This window comes from Maritalea sp. YIW29 (assembly GCF_057219265.1).
On record NZ_JBXVVF010000001.1, the window covers coordinates 256,991 to 275,981 of the forward strand.

The 18,991-nt window shown below is 49.1% G+C and carries 18 protein-coding genes; 12 read left to right on the forward strand and 6 right to left on the reverse strand.

Features of this window, described 5'->3' with window-relative positions; genetic code table 11:
* Positions 1-153 precede the first annotated feature (153 nt).
* Together AC2D8L_RS01280 and AC2D8L_RS01285 are read right to left on the reverse strand one after the other, a co-directional pair.
* A complete protein-coding gene (locus tag AC2D8L_RS01280) occupies positions 154-639 on the reverse strand; it encodes a GNAT family N-acetyltransferase (protein ID WP_484683642.1) in 486 nt (161 codons plus the stop codon).
* A 95-nt stretch (positions 640-734) separates the two neighbouring features.
* Positions 735-1,193, reverse strand: coding sequence for a response regulator transcription factor (locus tag AC2D8L_RS01285; RefSeq protein WP_484683643.1), 459 nt, complete (start codon positions 1,191-1,193; stop codon positions 735-737).
* A gap of 24 nt (positions 1,194-1,217) precedes the next feature.
* Between AC2D8L_RS01285 and AC2D8L_RS01290 the strand changes: the two genes are divergently transcribed.
* Both AC2D8L_RS01290 and AC2D8L_RS01295 read left to right on the forward strand, forming a co-directional pair.
* A complete protein-coding gene (locus AC2D8L_RS01290) occupies positions 1,218-1,580 on the forward strand; it encodes a nuclear transport factor 2 family protein (protein WP_484683644.1) in 363 nt (120 codons plus the stop codon).
* A gap of 4 nt (positions 1,581-1,584) precedes the next feature.
* Entirely contained in the window at positions 1,585-1,944 is a 360-nt protein-coding gene (locus tag AC2D8L_RS01295) for a DUF1801 domain-containing protein (protein ID WP_484683645.1), read from the forward strand.
* 79 nt (positions 1,945-2,023) lie between these two features.
* On the opposite strand, the gene AC2D8L_RS01300 is transcribed toward AC2D8L_RS01295, so the two are convergent.
* On the reverse strand, positions 2,024-2,986 hold the full coding sequence (locus AC2D8L_RS01300; RefSeq protein WP_484683646.1) for a GAF domain-containing protein: 963 nt from the start codon (positions 2,984-2,986) through the stop codon (positions 2,024-2,026).
* 221 nt (positions 2,987-3,207) lie between these two features.
* Between AC2D8L_RS01300 and adh the strand changes: the two genes are divergently transcribed.
* Positions 3,208-4,725, forward strand: coding sequence for an aldehyde dehydrogenase (adh, locus tag AC2D8L_RS01305; RefSeq protein WP_484683647.1), 1,518 nt, complete (start codon positions 3,208-3,210; stop codon positions 4,723-4,725).
* Positions 4,726-4,790: 65 nt separating this feature from the next.
* Complete coding sequence (locus tag AC2D8L_RS01310; RefSeq protein WP_484683648.1) at positions 4,791-5,123, forward strand: DUF779 domain-containing protein; 333 nt, start codon at positions 4,791-4,793, stop codon at positions 5,121-5,123.
* 41 nt (positions 5,124-5,164) lie between these two features.
* Here AC2D8L_RS01310 and AC2D8L_RS01315 read toward each other — a convergent pair whose 3' ends face one another.
* Positions 5,165-7,147 carry a bifunctional 2',3'-cyclic-nucleotide 2'-phosphodiesterase/3'-nucleotidase gene (locus tag AC2D8L_RS01315; protein WP_484683649.1) on the reverse strand — a complete coding sequence of 661 codons (1,983 nt, stop codon included), beginning with the start codon at positions 7,145-7,147 and terminating at the stop codon, positions 5,165-5,167.
* A gap of 397 nt (positions 7,148-7,544) precedes the next feature.
* Here AC2D8L_RS01315 and ypfJ point away from each other — a divergent pair, with 397 nt between their 5' ends.
* Together ypfJ and AC2D8L_RS01325 are read left to right on the forward strand one after the other, a co-directional pair.
* Positions 7,545-8,465 (forward strand): KPN_02809 family neutral zinc metallopeptidase, encoded by a 921-nt coding sequence (gene ypfJ / locus AC2D8L_RS01320; RefSeq protein WP_484683650.1) that lies wholly within the window; start codon positions 7,545-7,547, stop codon positions 8,463-8,465.
* A 77-nt stretch (positions 8,466-8,542) separates the two neighbouring features.
* Positions 8,543-9,724: an acyltransferase family protein gene (locus AC2D8L_RS01325; RefSeq protein ID WP_484683651.1), complete on the forward strand. Its 1,182-nt coding sequence runs from the start codon at positions 8,543-8,545 to the stop codon at positions 9,722-9,724.
* Between the two features lie 32 nt (positions 9,725-9,756).
* Here AC2D8L_RS01325 and carA read toward each other — a convergent pair whose 3' ends face one another.
* A complete protein-coding gene (carA, locus tag AC2D8L_RS01330; protein ID WP_484683652.1) occupies positions 9,757-10,932 on the reverse strand; it encodes a glutamine-hydrolyzing carbamoyl-phosphate synthase small subunit in 1,176 nt (391 codons plus the stop codon).
* Positions 10,933-11,216: 284 nt separating this feature from the next.
* Between carA and AC2D8L_RS01335 the strand changes: the two genes are divergently transcribed.
* The 5 genes from AC2D8L_RS01335 (at position 11,217) to rpoD (ending at position 17,656) form a co-directional block, all read left to right on the forward strand.
* On the forward strand, positions 11,217-11,669 hold the full coding sequence (locus tag AC2D8L_RS01335) for a GatB/YqeY domain-containing protein (protein WP_484683653.1): 453 nt from the start codon (positions 11,217-11,219) through the stop codon (positions 11,667-11,669).
* 21 nt (positions 11,670-11,690) lie between these two features.
* Positions 11,691-12,890, forward strand: a complete 1,200-nt coding sequence (locus AC2D8L_RS01340) for a hypothetical protein (RefSeq protein WP_484683654.1) — start codon at positions 11,691-11,693, stop codon at positions 12,888-12,890.
* A gap of 41 nt (positions 12,891-12,931) precedes the next feature.
* Positions 12,932-13,432 (forward strand): GNAT family N-acetyltransferase, encoded by a 501-nt coding sequence (locus AC2D8L_RS01345; protein ID WP_484683655.1) that lies wholly within the window; start codon positions 12,932-12,934, stop codon positions 13,430-13,432.
* A gap of 61 nt (positions 13,433-13,493) precedes the next feature.
* A complete protein-coding gene (gene dnaG / locus AC2D8L_RS01350) occupies positions 13,494-15,446 on the forward strand; it encodes a DNA primase (protein ID WP_484683656.1) in 1,953 nt (650 codons plus the stop codon).
* Between the two features lie 182 nt (positions 15,447-15,628).
* The gene (rpoD, locus tag AC2D8L_RS01355; RefSeq protein ID WP_484683657.1) at positions 15,629-17,656 is read left to right on the forward strand and encodes an RNA polymerase sigma factor RpoD; all 2,028 of its coding nucleotides are present in this window, start codon (positions 15,629-15,631) and stop codon (positions 17,654-17,656) included.
* Between the two features lie 511 nt (positions 17,657-18,167).
* Here rpoD and AC2D8L_RS01360 read toward each other — a convergent pair.
* The gene (locus tag AC2D8L_RS01360) at positions 18,168-18,548 is read right to left on the reverse strand and encodes a hypothetical protein (RefSeq protein WP_484683658.1); all 381 of its coding nucleotides are present in this window, start codon (positions 18,546-18,548) and stop codon (positions 18,168-18,170) included.
* Positions 18,549-18,649: 101 nt separating this feature from the next.
* On the opposite strand from AC2D8L_RS01360, the gene AC2D8L_RS01365 reads away from it, so the two are divergent.
* Positions 18,650-18,973, forward strand: coding sequence for a winged helix-turn-helix transcriptional regulator (locus AC2D8L_RS01365; RefSeq protein WP_484683659.1), 324 nt, complete (start codon positions 18,650-18,652; stop codon positions 18,971-18,973).
* Positions 18,974-18,991: the final 18 nt, after the last annotated feature.

Sequence of the window (18,991 nt, forward strand, 5' to 3'; positions counted from 1 at the left end):
ATTCTTACTGTCGGATATCCGATCTGGCAGAAAGTTGACAATTGCGCGGACATAATGGCTGAAAACCCCCAAGAGCATGAAGCCAATCAATATGATGATGTGGTGCCAGATATGGACGGGATAGTCAGTCAACAGATTTCCTTGAACAGTGTACTATTTGGTTAGATCGAGCTTAAAGCCTTCGTGCGTGCTTTCAAAACCCAAACGCGCATAAAGTTTATGGGCTTGTGGGCGTACCTTTGCAGAAGTGAGTTGCACCAATCGCGCGCCGTTCGATCTTGCTTGGTCGATTGCCCATTGGATCATTTCACTGCCCAAACCTTTGCCGCGTTGGTCAGCACGGATGTGGATGCCTTCCAGTTGCGCCCGCGATTTACCACGCCCTCCAATGGAATGCAGAATGTTGATTTGCATGCAGCCAACGGCCTCTCCATCAAGTTCAGCAATGATGTAAAAATTATTCGGATCAGCCTCGATTACGTCCCATGCGCGTTGATATTCAGATGCCTCTGCATCTGCCGCATCATCAACAATTTTGCGCCCCGGTGCATTGCCGCCAATGGAAAGACTAAGGATGGTCGCGATGTCGTTTCGGGTGGCGTGGCGAAAAGTCAGGTTTGGCAATTTTTCATTTTGCATGGGAAATCACTTTGCATCTAACGAGGGCAATATCCATCCATGGATGGATTGTGGCGGGTGCAAATATCTTATATTTTTTGAACGGAAGATAGCAACTATGAAGAGGGATTTGCAGCTGCGATTAGTTCTGTTCGGGAAGCCAGCGATAATTTGGTCAGAATGGCATGAACATGATCTTTCACTGTCGAAATGGCGATGTTTAGATCATTCGCGATTTGCTTGTTTGATCGACCATCGGCGACAAGTGCGGCAACCTGCATCTGCCGAGTTGTAAGTGGTTCGAATAGCGCTTTTTTGTGGTCAGGCGAGGCAAAAATGACGGGAGTGCCGATTTGTTTGCTAGCGTTCAAATCTATCGTGAGGCGCGTATCGCCTTCGCTTAGTTTGGACAAAGCGTCAAATGCCTCCCAAACATTTGTGGAATTCGCCTTTTCGTTGAGGACTTCCATCGTGTTCTTTAAGTGCTCGATTGAGGGCTGATCGATGGTGCTATCTTTTTTGACGACAAGTGGTTTCTTGTTGTCGCGCACAGATTTAGTATTTTTATCCGGCATTTAGTCGCACCTAAGGAGATAGTTATGGATTTGGTTCCTGTAGAGATCAGCAATTTTTTCCTCTCAATGCAAGCAGGTAAACCCGGCGCACCTCGACTGGAAGCCTGCTTTGCTGATGATGCTGTTTATGAAGAGCCGTTCACCGGCACCAAAAGACGCCACGAGGGGCGGGCTGCCATTATGGGCGCGATGGCGCTTGGTTGGGAAATGCCAATGGAAGATACGGTTATTTCAATCGACAAAATCGATCTTGGTTCAAGCCAAATTTTGGTAGATTGGACGTGTCGGTCTCCGTCAATTCCTGGTGGGCAAGGGCAGGGGCAAAATCAATTCATTATTGAAGATGGGCTCATCACTTCGCTAATCACGACTTTGAAGGGGGCATAGTAAGATGAACAAAGCTGATGCGGTTGAGGCGTGGTTTAATGAATATGACAACCCGCAAAAGGAATTGTTGTTGAAAATTCGCGATGTGGTTCTGTCCGCTGACAATCGAATGCAGGAATGCATCAAGTGGAAGACCCCCACATTTTCATACAAGGGAAACCTATTTAGCTTTAACCCACGCTCCAAGAAACATGCGAGTTTGCTTTTTCACACTGGCGCAACAATAGAGGGTAACTTCCCGCTTTTAGAAGGTGATACGCCGGTTGCGCGAACTGCGAAAATCGCAAATTTGGACGAACTGGAACGGGTGCGCGACGAGCTGTCTGCGATTGTGAAAGCCTGGTGCGAAAAAGCAGATGGCTGAGAAGACAAAATTTTCTTCTCGTAAGTAAATTTATGTTTCAAACTGTCTCAAAAGTGAGACAGAGTTGTTAAATCGACCCCTAATTCGAGCTGATATCCAGTCTTTGCATGCGCCGATACATGGTGGCCCGACTGATGCCTAATTGTTTGGCCGCGAGTGACACATTGCCTTTTGATCGGGCCAATGCGCGGCGCAATTCTGATTTGACTGCATTGTGAATTCCGCTCGCCGTTTTAGGCGTTTCATCCAAAAGATCTGCCAATGGGTATGGGGTCAACAATTGTGTTTCATCAATTTTCAACGCCTTACGCGCATGGCGGTTGGCACCGACAACAAGTTCATCATTGTTGACCGCGAGCAGGGCCAGATTGCCTGTATTTTGGGACGGTGCGACAACGATGCGCGCATCCTTAAATGATGCGCGGAAATAGTCTTGTTCTATGCGTAGTGCCGTGTCGGCCACCACTTTGCCGAACACATTTGCTACAGCGCTGGTGAGATCATTTCTACAGCTCGAAATATCCAACACCGCGATGAGTTTTCCTTCATTGTCAAAAACGGGCGCTCCCATGCAACTCATTATAGTATTTTGACTTTTAAAGTGCTGATCGCGATGGATAACCACTGGACGCTGCTCTGCTGCGCAAGTGCCAATTCCATTTGTCCCTTGTTGGGCTTCGCCCCAAACAGCCCCCGATTTCAGCCCACATTCATCAAACATTGATTGGTCGCCAGCTTGGGAGTGACTGGCCAATATTAGTCCATCAATATCTGACAAAACCAAACAGCAACCTGAACGGTCTAGGGTTCTAAAAAGTTTCTCCATATTGGGTTGGGCAATGTGGATCAAAAAGTCCAATTGTTCGCGGGCTTCGCCTAAAGTTTGGGCGGAGACGCGTTGGGTTTTCCCCTTCTGATCCGGGGTCAAACCATAATGCATCATCGATCGCCGCCATGACGCTGCAAGGCTAGAATGAATCGCTGACTGTTCTTCTTCAACAATTGAACGTACGTAATCTGCGTGACAGATATTGGTTGTCATATTGCTCCTCCCAGATGTCAGATTATCACAGTCTCGTCTTGCTAAACAGTAGTGGTGAGAACACCAAATGGTAGCTTTGCCGAAATCGATGCGTTTTGCAAAGTTAGATGTCGCGGATCTGAGACAATTTACCGACATGCATTTGTTGCACCCAGGTGACCTTGTCCATCTTGTTGTTCAACGTTGCTCCATCGGCCGGTAGCGGTCAAGAGGAGGACAAAATGAACAAGATTGATATTTCGCGCTCAGCATCACGTATTTACAAAGAGCGATACGGCAATTTCATCAATGGCGAATTTGTGGAGCCAAAATCTGGCAAATATTTCACAAACACTTCGCCAGTTAACGGACAGGTACTTTGCGAAGTGGCGCGTTCTAACGAGGCGGACATTGAAGCCGCTTTGGACGCTGCCCATGCAGCAAAAGATGCATGGGGTCGCACAAGCCAAGCCGAACGCGCTGTGATGCTCAACAACATTGCCAATATCATGGAAGAAAACCTAGACCTCTTGGCTGAGGCTGAAACATGGGACAACGGCAAGCCGATACGCGAAACGACAGCGGCGGATATGCCGTTGGCAATAGATCATTTTCGGTATTTCGCTGGTGTGATCCGCGCACAAGAGGGATCAATCGCGGAGATCGACAATGATACCATTGCCTATCATTTCAACGAGCCGCTTGGGGTTGTTGGGCAGATTATTCCGTGGAATTTCCCCATATTGATGGCCACTTGGAAGTTAGCGCCTGCGCTAGCGGCAGGTAACTGCGTTGTTCTGAAACCAGCGGAACAAACACCTGCGTCTATTATGGTTTTGCTTGAGTTGATTGCAGATGTGTTGCCCAAAGGCGTGCTGAATGTGGTCAATGGTTTTGGACTTGAAGCCGGAAAGCCGCTCGCATCCAGCACACGAATTGCAAAAATCGCCTTTACTGGTGAAACGACAACAGGTCGTTTGATCATGCAATATGCTAGCCAAAACCTCATTCCGGTAACGTTGGAGCTAGGCGGTAAGTCCCCAAACATCTTCTTTGAAGATGTTACGCGAGAAGATGACGATTATTTCGATAAAGCAATCGAAGGATTTGTCATGTTTGCGCTAAACCAAGGCGAAGTTTGCACATGTCCAAGCCGCGCCTTAATCCACGAGAACATCTATGACGAGTTTATGGAACGGGCGTTAAAGCGTGTCGACGCGATTGTGCAAGGCGATCCGCTTGATAGCGCAACAATGATTGGGGCCCAGGCATCGTCTGAACAATTGGAAAAAATCTTGTCCTATATGGATATTGGCAAGCAAGAAGGCGCTGAAGTGCTAACGGGCGGCGGAGAGGCCAAGCTCGGTGGCGACCTTGATGGTGGATATTATGTTCAACCAACTGTCTTTAAAGGTCACAACAAGATGCGGGTTTTCCAAGAAGAAATTTTTGGCCCGGTTGTCTCTGTCACGACATTTAAAGACAATGATGAAGCGCTATCAATTGCCAATGACACTCTTTATGGGCTTGGCGCTGGCGTTTGGAGCCGTGATGCAAACACCTGTTACCGCTTTGGCCGCGCTATCCAAGCTGGTCGTGTTTGGACAAATTGTTATCATGCCTACCCAGCGCATGCTGCATTTGGCGGTTACAAACAGTCGGGTATTGGCCGTGAAAACCATTTGAAGATGCTCGATCATTATCAACAAACGAAAAACATGCTGGTGAGCTATGCGCCACAAAAGCTTGGTTTCTTTTGATCGCGATTGTTGATCCAAGAGGGTCGGGAATTTCCCGGCCCTTTTGTTCATTTGGGAGAGGATGAATGGAAGACAAAGTTACCGCAACTTCGGCGGCACTTGAATTGATCAAAGAAATCCGGGCTGACCATGGCGAGATTATGTTCCATCAGTCAGGCGGGTGTTGCGATGGATCCTCGCCAATGTGCTATGCACAGGGCGACTTTTTGATTGGCGACAATGATGTTTTGCTCGGAGAAGTTGGTGGCGCGCCATTTTACATAAGCGGCTCACAATATGAGGCGTGGAAGCACACCAAATTGATCATTGATGTTGTGCCGGGTCGAGGTGGAATGTTTTCACTCGATAATGGTCGCGAAAAACGATTTCTCACCCGTTCAGAAATTTGTGCAATCTGAACGTAGCGTGGAGGGGAGTTATCCCCTCCAGCAAGTTTGGATTAATCGAGTTTAATGCGGTAGTTGCCGAAGCCGCTTTCCGCCTCGCCGACATATTCGATGTCGACTGCGGTCACATCACTCAGGTGCTCTTTCGCCATTGGGCCAGTTTCAAACAACACTGATGTTCCGGGCAAGGGCGCTAGTGACCAATTGCTATCCGCACTTGGATTGATCGTGCCTTTTTCGACAATGTAGCGCACCAAAACATCGCGGTTGGTATCTGGACCAACAAAGATGATTTTGTCCGACCCCAAACCTGGGAACGAACCACCGCCGCCTGCACGATAGTTGTTGGTTGCAACAACAAAGCGCTGGTTCATATCGATTGGCTCACCATTGTAACGAAGGTCAATAATCCGGTTTGCATCAGGATTGATTGCATCGCCACCACGTGGAGGGTATTTCGATGGTTGTGAAATATCGATTTTATAGGTGACCCCGTCAATCACATCAAAGTTGTATGATGGGAAGTCAAGATCGGCCAACGGCTGGTCAGCCTTGCCAACTTCAACCTGATTAAAAATACCAGCTGAACGCTCCAACCATTCCTTCACGCCTGCGCCAGTGACTTCAACGGCGCGAACAGTGTTTGGATATAGGTAAAGATCAGCAACGTTTTTAATGGCCACAGGGCCAACAGGCACGTCGGTATAGTAATCTGGTCCGCCACGGCCGCCCGCTTTAAATGGTGCGGCAGCTGAAAGGATTGGCAAGCCTTCCCATTCGGTGCCACGCATCATTTGCTCAGTGTACCACATTTGAGCTTGAGACACGACTTGCACTGATGGATCGTCAGCGACTAGGGCGAAGTACGAATGCAATTTCGCATCGGTTTGTCCAACAGCAGTACGCACATATTTTAGCGTTTCATCATGAGTTGCTTGCACAGAGGCCAGAACAGCTTCGTTGCTTTCAACCAATGGGTTTACCTTGCGTTCAATCCGTTCGGAGATTGGACGGGCTTCAGATGTGTGGGAAATGATTTTCCACTCATTGCCGTCATGTTCGATCAACAGATCGATAAGGCCCATATGCGAACCCCAGAAGCCAGCCATAACAGCAGGTTTGCCTTGCAACGTGCCTTTTTCAGTATCAACACCTTCGATGCCGTCATACTGAGAACTTGGGAACACGTTATGGTGGTGGCCGGTGAAGACAACATCGATGCCTTCAACGCCTGCCAGGTGCAGCGACGCATTGCCCATCATTTCGGTTTGCGCTTCACCACTAATACCAGAGTGAGATAGCGCAACGATCAAATCAGCGCCTTGTTCCTTCATGAGAGGAACATAAGCTTCTGCTGTTTGAACAATGTCCCGAGTGGTGACTTTACCGTCCAAGTGTTGGAAATCCCAAACCATAATTTGTGGCGGTACAAAGCCGATAAAGCCAACCTTAATCGGGCGCTTATTGCCCGCGCCATCCACAATTTCTCTTTCAAGAATTTTGAAGGGTGGGAAGAGTGTTTTGTCTTTCGTTGGATCGGCACCCAACGTGGTTCCCATGACAACGTTTGCACTAACAAACGGGAATGTTGAGCCAGAAAGGGCTTTATCTAGAAAGCTTAGGCCATAATTGAACTCGTGGTTGCCAACTGTTGCGATGTCGTAGCCCAAAGTGTTCATGGCTGCAATCATCGGGTGTAAATCACCCTCTTTGAAACCGCGTTCATAGGCCACGTAATCGCCCATTGGGTTACCTTGAATAAGGTCACCATTGTCAACAAGCATTGAGTTGGTGGCTTCTGCGCGAACGTTATCAATTAGCTTCGCAGTCCGGGCCAGGCCCATCGTGTCGTTTGGGCGATCCGCATAATAATCATAAGGATGAATAGCAACGTGAATATCAGTTGTTTCCATCAAACGCAGATGAGCCTGAGAATTGCTGGCCATTGCCGCGAATGGGTGCATGGCAATCAAAGCACCCGCACTGGCCGAACCAGCCAAAAATGAGCGACGAGAAATAGAATTTAGAAGTGACATTGTGTCCTCCGCTAGGTGGTTTGAAATTTGTGCGGTTGAAGCGGCGCACTTATTGGTGGAGCGGATATTTCCGATGTTTCGTGTGCAATTATGTGCATTTCACCACCTATTGGCCGCCGCGTAGAGCGACGACAGAGGCAATGTGTCATAATTCGACCAAATGGTAAAATATTTTTTCTGCACATTGTTTGCACCTCGAGTTTGATGAGGAAGCAATAGGTGGAAATTGTTTCAGTTTGGCGGCGGGCGTGCGACAGTTTTGTGAAGAATTAAGTTGTGGAAAACGACCTGTTGGCGGCCCGAGAATTATGTGGAGTGGCCGAAAATTGCTGGTCCGATACTTAAATTTGCGGTTATCTGCAGTCGATTGAGATCGAAATGGGTGAGGAACGACGCAGTGAAGTGGCAAGGTCGCGATAGAAGTTCAAATATTGAAGACCGACGAGGAAGCCGTTCTCGCTCGTCTAGGCGATCTAGTGGCAACCGTGCGCGTATTCCTATGCCGCGCAGCCGTGCCGGCAAAGGTGGTGCCGGTAGTTTACTGATGATCATTGTGGTTGTTGTGATCTCGATGGCGTTGGGCATTAACCCTATGAGCCTGCTAGACGGCTCCATTTCCACGGGTGGCGGGAACACCTATCGGCCCTCCGACAATCGGCCGCTGCCAGATGCTGGAAACGATAAACTGTTTGATTTTGTTGCCGTTAATCTCAATGAGACTGAGAAACTGTGGTCCGAAGTATTTCGACAAAATGATCTTGAATATCGTGCTCCGACGCTTGTGGTATTCTCAAATTCTACAAGTTCACCTTGTGGCACAGCAAGCGCGCAAACTGGGCCATTTTATTGTCCTGGGGACCAAAAGATTTATCTCGATCTGAGCTTTTATGACCAACTACGTCGGCAATTTGGGGCAGGGGGTGATTTCGCTCAGGCCTACGTGCTGGCCCACGAAGTTGGCCACCATGTCCAGCAATTGACGGGCGTGCTGCCAGAATTCAACCAGAAGCGTCGCGGAATGAGCAAAGCTGAGGCCAATGCCTATTCTGTGCGTGTCGAATTGCAGGCCGATTGTTATGCTGGGGTCTGGGCGAGCTATGTTGGTGAGCAGAACCTACTAGAGCGCGGCGATATTGCTGAGGCATTGAACGCAGCCGAACAAATTGGTGATGACGCCATTCAGATGCGCAGCCAAGGGTTTGTGGTGCCGAAAAACTTCAACCACGGCACTTCTGCGCAGCGCCAAGATTGGTTCGAACGTGGTTACAAATCTGGCAATGTCGGGCAGTGCGACACGTTTAGCGTTGATCGGCTTTAATTAACCTAATTCGGCACGGAAGAATTTACTTCTGCAGCCTACACTTCACCAAGAAACGTCTTCGTGAGGTGAACGGCTTGTTTGATGCCGAAAAGAATGCAACGGCGGGTGGTAACTCCAGTGTGAGCGCGCCAATTGATCGCGATCTAACACTCGACATTTTTCGTGCGGTCGCCGTGCTGTTGGTCGTTCTTTTTCACTATACTGCCCGCTTGCCGCGTGAAGTTTTTGGTGCGACGCAAAGCAGTTTGCCTGAAGTGGGCTTTGGTGGCATAGGCGTCTATTTCTTCTTTATCATTTCCGGATTTTGCATTTTCTTTACGCTGGCGCGTGCGCCAACAATTTGGACGTTCTTCGCGAAACGGTTCTCCAGGATTTATCCGGCATTCGCCGCCGCTGCGATATTGATGTTTGCCATTGATCAAGTGTTTCCGTTGCCACTTTTGCCGGAATATAACTATCGTGATGTAGCACCGCAGCTTATGGATTTGCTGGGGAATTTGGCATTGCTAGGCGGCGTGTTTGAGTGGGTGAGCGGCTCGTTTTGGTCGATCACGGTTGAAGTGCAGTTCTATGTATTTATTGGGTTGTTGGCGCTGGTGATCAAGCAGGGCGAACAACTCGCGCGCGTGTTTGCGTATTGTTCAATATTGCTGGGTACCGTGTGGCTGATTGTTGAAGTGTTGAGTGGGCAGATCGCAGGTTTAGGCACAGTCGCGACAGTGCTTAAAAAGCTAGTGATTGCACCATATTTGCCGCTTTTCGCCATCGGCGTTGTTGGTGTTCAATTGAAAAACAAGTCGGCTTCGTTTAGCGGATTGTTTGTAGCATTGTGCCTGCTGAGCTTGTTGACCACCATTGTTTTGAGCTCAGAGGGTGGCGCCATATTCGAACTGATGCCAATAACGACCGGCATAATTCTTCTTGGGTTGGTCGGAATTTTTGCGACATATTGTGTTGGCTGGCGATTGCCGAAAATTCCGTATTTGAGCCACGCGCTGGGGCATATCGGGCTGCTAAGTTACTCTTGGTATTTGTTGCATGAGAATTTGGGATTTCTCATCCTAAACGGCTTGAACCCAATTGTGCCTTATTGGGTAAGCGTGTTGGCAGCGATGGGACTAACCTATGCAGCGGCATTTGTGTTTTCAAAAGCATTTGAATGGCGTTTCCGCAAACCAGCAGAACGGGCATTTGCGTCGCTGCTCAATTTGCTTGCGAAGCGCGTGCCACAGAAATGGAGCGAAGGTTTAGTTTAGCACCCTTCGCCCAATTCAAATCTCAGCAAGACTTATGCGTCGGCGGTGTCACCGCGCACATTGTCCAAAAAGCGCTTGAACAAATAGTGGCTGTCGTGCGGGCCGGGCGATGCTTCTGGGTGATATTGCACAGAGAAGATCGGTTTACCATCGACCGTTAGACCACAGTTTGATTGATCAAACAGTGAGATGTGGGTTTGGGTGATGCCATTGGGCAAGCTATCTGCATCAACCGCGAAACCGTGGTTCATGGATGTGATTTCAACTTTGCCCGTTGTCAGGTCTTTCACCGGATGATTTGCGCCATGGTGGCCTTGGTGCATTTTGACGGTTTTGCCGCCTAGCGCCAAAGCCAGCAATTGGTGGCCCAAACAAATGCCAAAGATTGGTTTGTCGCTTGCGATCAGCTCTTTAATAATTCCAACCGCATATTCACCTGTTGCCGCCGGGTCGCCGGGTCCGTTTGACAAGAATACGCCGTCTGGTTTTAGAGCAAGAATGTCTTGAGCGGAGGTTGATGCGCTTACAACGGTCACGGCTACGTCTTCATGGGCGAGGCAGCGAAGAATGTTAGCTTTTGCGCCGTAATCGATGGCAACAATATGGTTTTTTGGGCTGTCGACAGGCGAAAAGCCTTCGTTCCAAACCCAACGCCCCTGGCTCCACTCATAGGTCTTGCCTGTTGAAACGTCTGCCGCGAGGTCGGCATTTTCCAAACCCTTGAAGTTTGCTAGCGCATCTTTGATTGCCGCTTCGTCAAACACGCCGTCCGGCGCATGGGCAATAACACCGTTTGTGAGGCCGTTTTCGCGGATGAAGGCGGTGAGGGCTCTTGTGTCGACCCCTGAAATGCCAATGATGCCACGTTCTTTCAGCCATGCATCGAGGTGCCCTGCAGCGCGATAGTTCGAAGGGTTCGTGATATCAGCTTTCAAGACACAGCCTTTAGCCCCAGATGCGCTGGCGTTATCAAGCGTTTCAATGTCTTCATCATTCGCACCAACATTGCCGATATGTGGGAATGTGAAGGTGATGATTTGCCCGGCATAGGAAAGGTCTGTGAGCACTTCTTGGTAGCCAGTCATCGCGGTGTTGAAGCAAACTTCACCAACGGCGTGGCCAGTTGCACCAAGCCCACGGCCCTCGATGCGTGTACCATTTTCTAGAATGAGAAGTGCGTTAGGTTTTTCTTCTTGCCAGCCGGTCATCACAAATCCTTTTAACGCTGCGTCAGGGGCGTAAATTTGACCGATCCAATTTCGCAGCTTTGTCGCCTAGATGTGCGTTTGCGCTTCCGTTTTTTTTCGCGCAATTCAAGCTGGTCTGGATCGGGCGGACACTATGTGAGAATGCAAAAATGGTCAACAGATTCGAAGCAAAGATTTAACCGTTTTGAATCAACCCCTTAGATTTAAATTCAAAGACCAATTGGCATTGAAGGGCAGCTTGGGTATAAGCTTCATTGAAAATCATCAGGGAATTTTGCGAAATTATGCGAGATAAAATCAGCCAAGCGCTCAAAACAGCGCTGAAAGCGCGCGACACACGTCGGACATCGACTTACCGCTTAATCAATGCTGCGATCAAAGACCGCGATATTGATGCCCGCGGCCAAGGCAAAGAACCGGTGAGCGAGCAAGAGATTTTGCAAATCATGCAAAAGATGGTGAAGCAGCGCGAAGAGTCTGCAACCGTTTACGCTGAAAATGATCGTCCGGAACTGGCGCAACAAGAGCGTGAAGAGATTGCGGTCATTCAGGAATTTCTGCCCCAGCCGCTAAATGATGATGAGTTGGGCGCCGCGATCGCAGCGGCGATTGAAGAGACTGGTGCTGAAGGTTTGCGTGATATGGGCAAAGTGGTCGGTGTGTTGAAGGGTAAGTTCCCTGGACGCATTGATTTTGGTCACGCGTCAAAGCTGGTGAAAGCTGCGCTGAACGGATAATTGAAATTGGGAACTGGGCACATGAAACAATTCGCTGCATCCATTTTAGCCTTTGGATTGTTCGTGTGTAGCGTGCAGGCGTTCGACCAAGATCAGTTTGATGAAACCTTGTCCGAGCAGGGCTTGGTACCCGCCGCATCTTATCTTGAGAGTTTACCGCAAGAGCCAAGCACGCAATTTTTGCTTGGTGCGACCCAGGCCTTGGCGGCGATCGAGTTCATTTTGCAGGAGCGGTATAGTTCTTATGCGGGGCAATTGCCATTTGTGCCCGGCGGCCGCACTGTTTTGCGCACCAACCCAGATGCAAAGTTTGATCCCGCTTTTGTAGAAACAGCGCTAGTTGGTGCCATTGTGCGACTAGCAAAGGCTCAAGCGACGCTTAAGCAGGTGGCTGGCAAAGAGTTCGTTGTGCCCGTTGATTTGAACAATGTCTGGTTTGATATCGATAAAGATGGTGTGAAAGCCGTTGACGAGTCCATTAGCGGGTTCTTGGGCGCCGCGATTGATGTTGGTGATGCACAGGCTGACCTGCCAATTGTGAAGTTTGATACAGCGGACGCTTACTGGCTGTTGGCCTATGTGCATGTGTTGCAAGGCATGTCCGAGATGGTGCTTGCTGTTGACCCTACATCTGCGATTTCGAAAGTTTGGAGCGGTCGCCAACAGATGGAAAAAATGGGTGTGGTTGTTCGAGATCCCATTTTGGGCGAAGAGAATCTGATCGATACGATTGCGATTGTTGTGACAGCGCTGCATGGCAAACCTGAAAAAGAACGTACGCAGCGCGCATTGGCGCATTTCAAAGATATGATCGCCAATAATGCCGCATTTTGGCAGACACTTGAGTTTGAAACAGACGATGACGCCGAATGGTTGCCCAACAGCAAGCAAAAGTCTGTATTTGGCGTGGAAGTTGATGCTGAAACCGCGCAAGGGTGGCAAGCGGTTTTAGGTGAAGTTTCAGCAATACTTGAAGGCGAAGCGCTTATTCCATTTTGGCGCGTGCAGGGCGCAAGTGACACGGCACCAGACATGCAAGTTGGTGTGAACTTTGCTAAACTCATGAATGATCCGGGCGACTTTGACCTGCTATTGTTGTTGCATGGCGCGGCGCTCGCGCCCTATTTGGAACGTGGTCGTGTTGTTGACAATGCAATATTCCAACGGTTTTCAATCTTGACGGGCGGGCAAGCAGGTCTGTTTGCACTCTGGTTCAACTGATCTGAATTCCAACCTCAAGTTTCTCACGAATGGAGAATGCTATGCCCGATATCAGATTGGTGAGCGCACAAGATTGTACCGCTTTACTGGCGTTTGAGTTAAAGAACGCGGCATTCTTTTCGACCTTTGTGCCGCCGCGTTCGGCAGAAATGTTGACAGAGGCTGGCATGGCAGAAGCGATTGATGCGCTGGTGCGCGAAGCGGATGCCAGCGAAGGCAAATATTTTGTCGCCTATGTCGACGAGCAAATTGTTGGTCGCCTGAACATCAGTTTTGAAGATGGCAAAGCCGAGTTCGGCTATCGGGTGGGCGAAGAGCATTGCGGCAAGGGTTTAGCATCGGTTTTTGTGCAGTTTGGGTTGGCGCAGATAAGGTCAAACTCGAAGGTGAAAATTGCGAAGGCACATGCGCTTTCTTCGAACCCCGCATCGATGAAAGTGCTGCAAAAATGTGGATTTCACCAAATTCGCGTTGAAAAGGATGCAGCCAAGGATGTTGGCTTTGACGGTGATATCGTTTTTTTTGAACGCGCGGTGGATTGAACACCTTAAAGTGCAGAACCATCCCTTGCGCTCACCCCCTCTTGCCCCTTAGATTGTGTCGATGCGGTTTACAGATCAATTTTTAGACGACATTCGTGATCGAATTTCGATCTCCCAAGTTGTGGGAGAGCAGGTCGTATGGGACAAGAAAAAGTCTCAGCCGCAAAAGGGCGACTTTTGGGCTTGCTGCCCATTTCACGGCGAAAAGACCCCAAGTTTTCATGCAGACGACCGTCGTGGGCGCTACCATTGTTTTGGTTGTGGCGTTTCTGGGGACCATTTCCGGTTTCTTGTTGAAAAAACAGGCATGAACTTTCCTGAGGCCGTTGAGAAATTGGCCAACCAGGCGGGTATTCCAATGCCTGCACGTGACGCACAGGCCGAAGCAAGGGACCTTAAACGCAAATCGCTTTACGATGTGATGGATTTGGCCGCGAGCTATTTTGAGCAAGCGCTTGCTGCAAATGTTGGCGCGCGGGCCCGTGGATATTTGCATGAGCGCGGTGTGCTGCCAAAGTTCCAGAACATGTTTCGTTTGGGATTTGCACCAGATAGCCGCAATGGGCTGAAAGAATATCTCGCCTCAAATGGTGTCACTGCTCAAGAAATGATTGATTGTGGTCTGTTGATTGCTGGCGATGATATCGCCGTGCCGTTTGATCGTTTTCGCAATCGCTTGATGTTTCCAATTAACGATTTTCGGGGGCGGGTGGTTGCCTTCGGTGGACGAGCCATGTCGCCGGAGGCGCGGGCGAAATATCTAAATTCGCCGGAAACGGAGCTCTTTCACAAACGGCGCACGCTCTATAACGGTCAAATGGCGCGACAGGCATCTCACGATGGTAAACCGCTTGTTGTCGTTGAAGGCTATATGGATGTGATCGCACTTGTGCAGGCGGGCTTTGAAGGTGCGGTTGCGCCATTGGGCACAGCGCTGACCGAAGAACATCTTGGTCTGTTGTGGAAAATGACGGACAGTCCGGTACTTTGTTTTGACGGCGATATAGCTGGGCAACGGGCTGCGTCAAAATCAATGGACATCATGTTGCCGATGTTAAAGCCCGGATTTTCGGCCAAAATCGCTACCCTGCCAGAGGGTGTTGACCCGGATGATCTCATTCAAAAAGAAGGCCGCAAAGGTTTTGAAAGCCTGTTGGGCAGTGCAACGCCACTTTCTGAAGCGGTGTGGGAACGCGAAACGCGCAGCGTAAATGCCGACACGCCAGAAGCGAAAGCGGCGTTGGAGCATCGCTTGCGGGGCATTGCGAATGAGATAGGCGATAAGTCTGTCAGTAAACATTATGGGCAAGCGTTTAACGACAAGCTCTATAAATATTTCCGGCCGCAACGCCAGTACAACGGCAAATATACCGGTGGCAACAACCAGAATAATTCTGGTTTTCGACGGGAAGCTGGCCGAGATGCGCGGGGCGCGGTGAGCGTCGGGCGTGGTGGTTATCAGGTTTCCAGCTCTTTGAAAAAGACATTGGCGCCAAATTCTGCGGCAACGGGGGTCGCTTCGCGCGAGGCGGTGATTATTGCTGGGTTGATCAATCACCCCGAACTGGTTGAACGGCATCTGGAAGACTTGGCCGAAATTGATCTAACATCGAATGCCGTTCGGCGGATTTTGGATGTTGTGATGTCGCAGGTGACAGCAAACCCTGAAATTAAGGATCAAGATTTGCGGATGGCGCTTGCAAAGTTTGGTTGCGAAGCGGAATTGGCACAAATTGACTATATTGTGCGCCAGCAGGGCATTTGGCAGGTCACTCCAGAAGCTGATAGTTCTGATGCTGAGGTTGGATTAAATCACGCTTTGGCCTTGCATTATAAATCACATCGATTAAATAGAGAGCTTAAAGCAGCCGAATTGGCGCTGGGCAGTGACCCGAGCGAAGAGTCGTATGAAAGGCTGCGTGACATCCAGAACCAGATTACCAGTGTTGATGGCACTGAGGCTCTGATTGAGGGATTTGGTTCGTTATCTGGGCGCTCGACACGGGATCTTTAACGTAAAGGTTACGGTCGGCGTTTTTGTGCATCTGACGTTAAGTTGAGCGCATTTGGTAACGAAACTGAAAGCATGATGGTTGTATTCCCTTAGGGAACTTACGGCAATCGCCCTTGTCTCGGCTTTATTGTCTCACCTATATACTCGGCGATTTTGCCGGCTACCCGTTCAGGAGAACATGAATGGCGACTAAGGCTCAGAAAGAAACTGAGAAGCCAGAATCAGGCGAAGGTCAAGACGGACCCCTTCTCGATCTTTCCGCTTCTGCGGTCAAGAAAATGATCAAGCTCGCGAAAAAACGCGGCTATGTGACTTATGACGAACTCAATGAGGTGATGCCTTCTAACGAAGTGTCATCAGAACAAATTGAGGACGTGATGGCGATGCTTTCAGAAATGGGCATCTCTGTTATCGAAGAAGATGAAGTAGAAGAACACGAGGCAGAACAGCGCGCCAAAACGGGTACAGAAGTTGCGGTTGCAACGGGTACGGCGGTTGCTTCGAAATCGAACGCTCGCGAAGGCTCCGACAGAACTGATGATCCAGTACGCATGTATTTGCGTGAAATGGGCACAGTTGAGTTGTTGAGCCGCGAAGGCGAGATTGCGATTGCTAAGCGTATCGAGGCTGGTCGTGAGACCATGATCGAAGGCTTGTGTGAAAGCCCACTAACGTTCCAGGCGATTATTATTTGGCGCGACCAGTTGGCCGATGGCGAGATTTTGTTGCGAGACATTATTGATCTGGAAGCAACATATGCTGGCCCGGATGCCAAAACCGCGGAACCCAACGCCCATACAACAAATGGCCGTCCTAACGTTCTTGCCGCCAGTCAAGCTGCCAACTCTAATCAGGATGGCACAGACGACGAGCAAAAGCCTGAAGGCCAAGAGGGCGAAAATAGCGACGATGATGACGATGATGATGACGAGTTTGAGAACAATCTCTCATTGTCTGCGATGGAAGCTGAGCTAAAGCCGCAAGTTGTTGAGATTTTTGATCTGATCGCGAACACCTACGCCAAGTTGCGTAAATTGCACGATGAGCAGGTTGAACTAAAGCTTGCCGCACAAGACCTGACTTCTGGTAAACAGAAAAAGCTTGCTGACCTGCATGTTGAAGTGATCAAGGAAGTAAAATCCTTGTCATTGCATAATGGCCGGATTGAAGCGCTGGTTGAGCAGCTATACGACATCAATAAAGGCCTTGTGCGTATTGAAGGTCGTCTTTTGCGTTTGGCGGAAAGCTACGGCATCAAGCGTTTGGACTTCTTGGAGCAGTATCAAGGTTCTGAGTTGGACCCTGAATGGATCGACCGAGTGTCTACGCTACCAATCGCGGGTTGGACAAATTTTGCTATCGCTGAGCGCGATACAATTGAAGAGTTGCGTGACGAGATCAAAACCCTTGCACAAGAAACCGGTGTTGATATTGCTGAATATCGTCAGCTGGTTCAAAAAGTGCAAAAAGGTGAGCGCGAAGCAGCGATTGCTAAGAAGGAAATGGTAGAAGCCAACCTTCGTTTGGTGATCTCGATCGCTAAGAAATATACAAACCGTGGATTGCAATTCTTGGATCTTATTCAAGAGGGCAATATTGGTTTGATGAAGGCGGTTGATAAGTTTGAGTATCGTCGGGGATACAAGTTCTCGACCTATGCGACTTGGTGGATCCGTCAAGCGATCACCCGTTCAATTGCTGACCAAGCGCGTACGATCCGTATTCCGGTTCATATGATCGAGACGATCAACAAGATCGTACGGACATCGCGTCAAATGTTGCACGAGATTGGTCGCGAGCCAACACCTGAGGAATTGAGCGAAAAGCTTCAAATGCCTTTGGACAAAGTTCGCAAAGTTCTCAAAATTGCCAAAGAGCCAATCTCTTTGGAAACGCCAATTGGCGATGAGGAAGACAGCAATCTTGGTGACTTCATTCCAGATAGCAACGCGATCCAACCAATTGATGCGGCGATCCAATCGAACTTGCGTGAAACCACAACGCGGGTTCTCGCCTCGCTTACTCCACGTGAAGAACGTGTGCTGCGGATGCGCTTTGGTATCGGCATGAACACCGACCATACGTTGGAAGAAGTTGGCCAACAGTTCAGCGTGACGCGGGAGCGTATTCGGCAGATTGAAGCCAAAGCTTTGCGTAAGTTGAAGCACCCAAGTCGAAGCCGCAAGTTGCGGTCCTTCTTGGACAACTAAACGATCTGACGAGCATTAAATTTAAGGGCCCTGCGGGGCCCTTTTTTTATGCTGCCAAAGTGTTGCCAAGGCGAATACAGCAACCCAATATTGCAGAGTTCTTAGATAGATTTGCTGTGTCAGCCTTACTTTTAATGAAAAATCTAACCTAAGTGATTCAAAAGATTCACAAATAGGGTTGAGCCCGCACTAACACGCAATGGGAAATTCGCGCAAAGGCGGAATTTGGAGCGTTTAGGGATTTAGATTCTGCACCAATGGGTTAGCGGTGTTTATTGAATCAATTTATCAATGATGATTTCTGCGATTTTGCCAAAAATTGACCAGCGGCAATTTCATCTACCGCGCATAGATTTGTTTTGCGCATGTGGCGAAATGCGATTCAATTTCAAACTGTTATGTTGTTTTGTTGAATCAAATCATGAGGTTAGAAGTCATCAGCTTATGTGTTTTAGTTTGAAAACCCTTCCAAGGTGTAAACGCGGTCGCACAAAAACGACCGCGCGTGATTTTATTGCGCAACGGTTTTAGGGAACCATTGCCACAGCAAAATAGAAAACAACGCCGCATTGAACATTGGGAACGCGGCTACAGAAATACCAATTACGCCGGTCGCCAGATAGAACGCGCCGACCGCAAAATCCACCATTTGAATGAAGATCATATTGCGGATCCAAAATGGGCTTGGGTTCTCGTGACGCGCCAACATTGCCATGCCAGCGCCATAGGCGAAGAAGCGGCCAGCGAGCATGCCCAACATGTAGTTGTTGTCGATTGGTGGCGCGGTTAAACCCATCAGCAAAAAGAACTGCTGCGGCATAAAGAGGGTCAGCGCGCCGAGGGCAAATTGAGAAATGGCGATGATCCAAAGAAGAGTTTTTTGTTTAGTCATGTAAGGCTCCGTTGTTTCCTTGCCATGATCTAATTCATCAACTATACAAAAGGAAGTAGTTACCAAAAGTATAGTGTTAATTTTTTTCGAGAGGTCCAATATTGTTGGAAGAAAGTTGCGACGAGACTTGCCCGGTAGCGCGGGCAAATGATGTGCTGGGTGGCAAATGGACGACCTTGATCATTCGCGATCTTTTGCCGGGCAAACGACGTTATTCTGAATTGCAGCGCTCATTGACCGGCATTAGCCCTCGCATGTTGGCCCAGCGTCTGGCAGACCTTGAGGCAGCGGGGATTGTTTCTAAAACAATTTACCCAACGATCCCGCCCAAAACGGAATATGAATTGACTGTGCTGGGTGCGAGCGCTCATGAGGTAATTGGTGCAATGGCGAAGTTTGGACAGATATTGGCAGCGCGTGCGTGATAGGCTATGCAGAACACT

Excerpts from the sequence above, each read along its gene's own strand:
- AC2D8L_RS01280 (WP_484683642.1), bottom strand. The coding sequence starts at position 639 with ATGCAAAATGAAAAATTGCCAAACCTGACTTTTCGCCACGCCACCCGA.
- AC2D8L_RS01285 (WP_484683643.1), bottom strand. The coding sequence starts at position 1,193 with ATGCCGGATAAAAATACTAAATCTGTGCGCGACAACAAGAAACCACTT.
- AC2D8L_RS01290 (WP_484683644.1), top strand. The coding sequence starts at position 1,218 with ATGGATTTGGTTCCTGTAGAGATCAGCAATTTTTTCCTCTCAATGCAA.
- AC2D8L_RS01295 (WP_484683645.1), top strand. The coding sequence starts at position 1,585 with ATGAACAAAGCTGATGCGGTTGAGGCGTGGTTTAATGAATATGACAAC.
- AC2D8L_RS01300 (WP_484683646.1), bottom strand. The coding sequence starts at position 2,986 with ATGACAACCAATATCTGTCACGCAGATTACGTACGTTCAATTGTTGAA.
- adh (WP_484683647.1), top strand. The coding sequence starts at position 3,208 with ATGAACAAGATTGATATTTCGCGCTCAGCATCACGTATTTACAAAGAG.
- AC2D8L_RS01310 (WP_484683648.1), top strand. The coding sequence starts at position 4,791 with ATGGAAGACAAAGTTACCGCAACTTCGGCGGCACTTGAATTGATCAAA.
- AC2D8L_RS01315 (WP_484683649.1), bottom strand. The coding sequence starts at position 7,147 with ATGTCACTTCTAAATTCTATTTCTCGTCGCTCATTTTTGGCTGGTTCG.
- carA (WP_484683652.1), bottom strand. The coding sequence starts at position 10,932 with ATGACCGGCTGGCAAGAAGAAAAACCTAACGCACTTCTCATTCTAGAA.
- AC2D8L_RS01335 (WP_484683653.1), top strand. The coding sequence starts at position 11,217 with ATGCGAGATAAAATCAGCCAAGCGCTCAAAACAGCGCTGAAAGCGCGC.
- AC2D8L_RS01340 (WP_484683654.1), top strand. The coding sequence starts at position 11,691 with ATGAAACAATTCGCTGCATCCATTTTAGCCTTTGGATTGTTCGTGTGT.
- AC2D8L_RS01345 (WP_484683655.1), top strand. The coding sequence starts at position 12,932 with ATGCCCGATATCAGATTGGTGAGCGCACAAGATTGTACCGCTTTACTG.
- dnaG (WP_484683656.1), top strand. The coding sequence starts at position 13,494 with ATGCGGTTTACAGATCAATTTTTAGACGACATTCGTGATCGAATTTCG.
- rpoD (WP_484683657.1), top strand. The coding sequence starts at position 15,629 with ATGGCGACTAAGGCTCAGAAAGAAACTGAGAAGCCAGAATCAGGCGAA.
- AC2D8L_RS01360 (WP_484683658.1), bottom strand. The coding sequence starts at position 18,548 with ATGACTAAACAAAAAACTCTTCTTTGGATCATCGCCATTTCTCAATTT.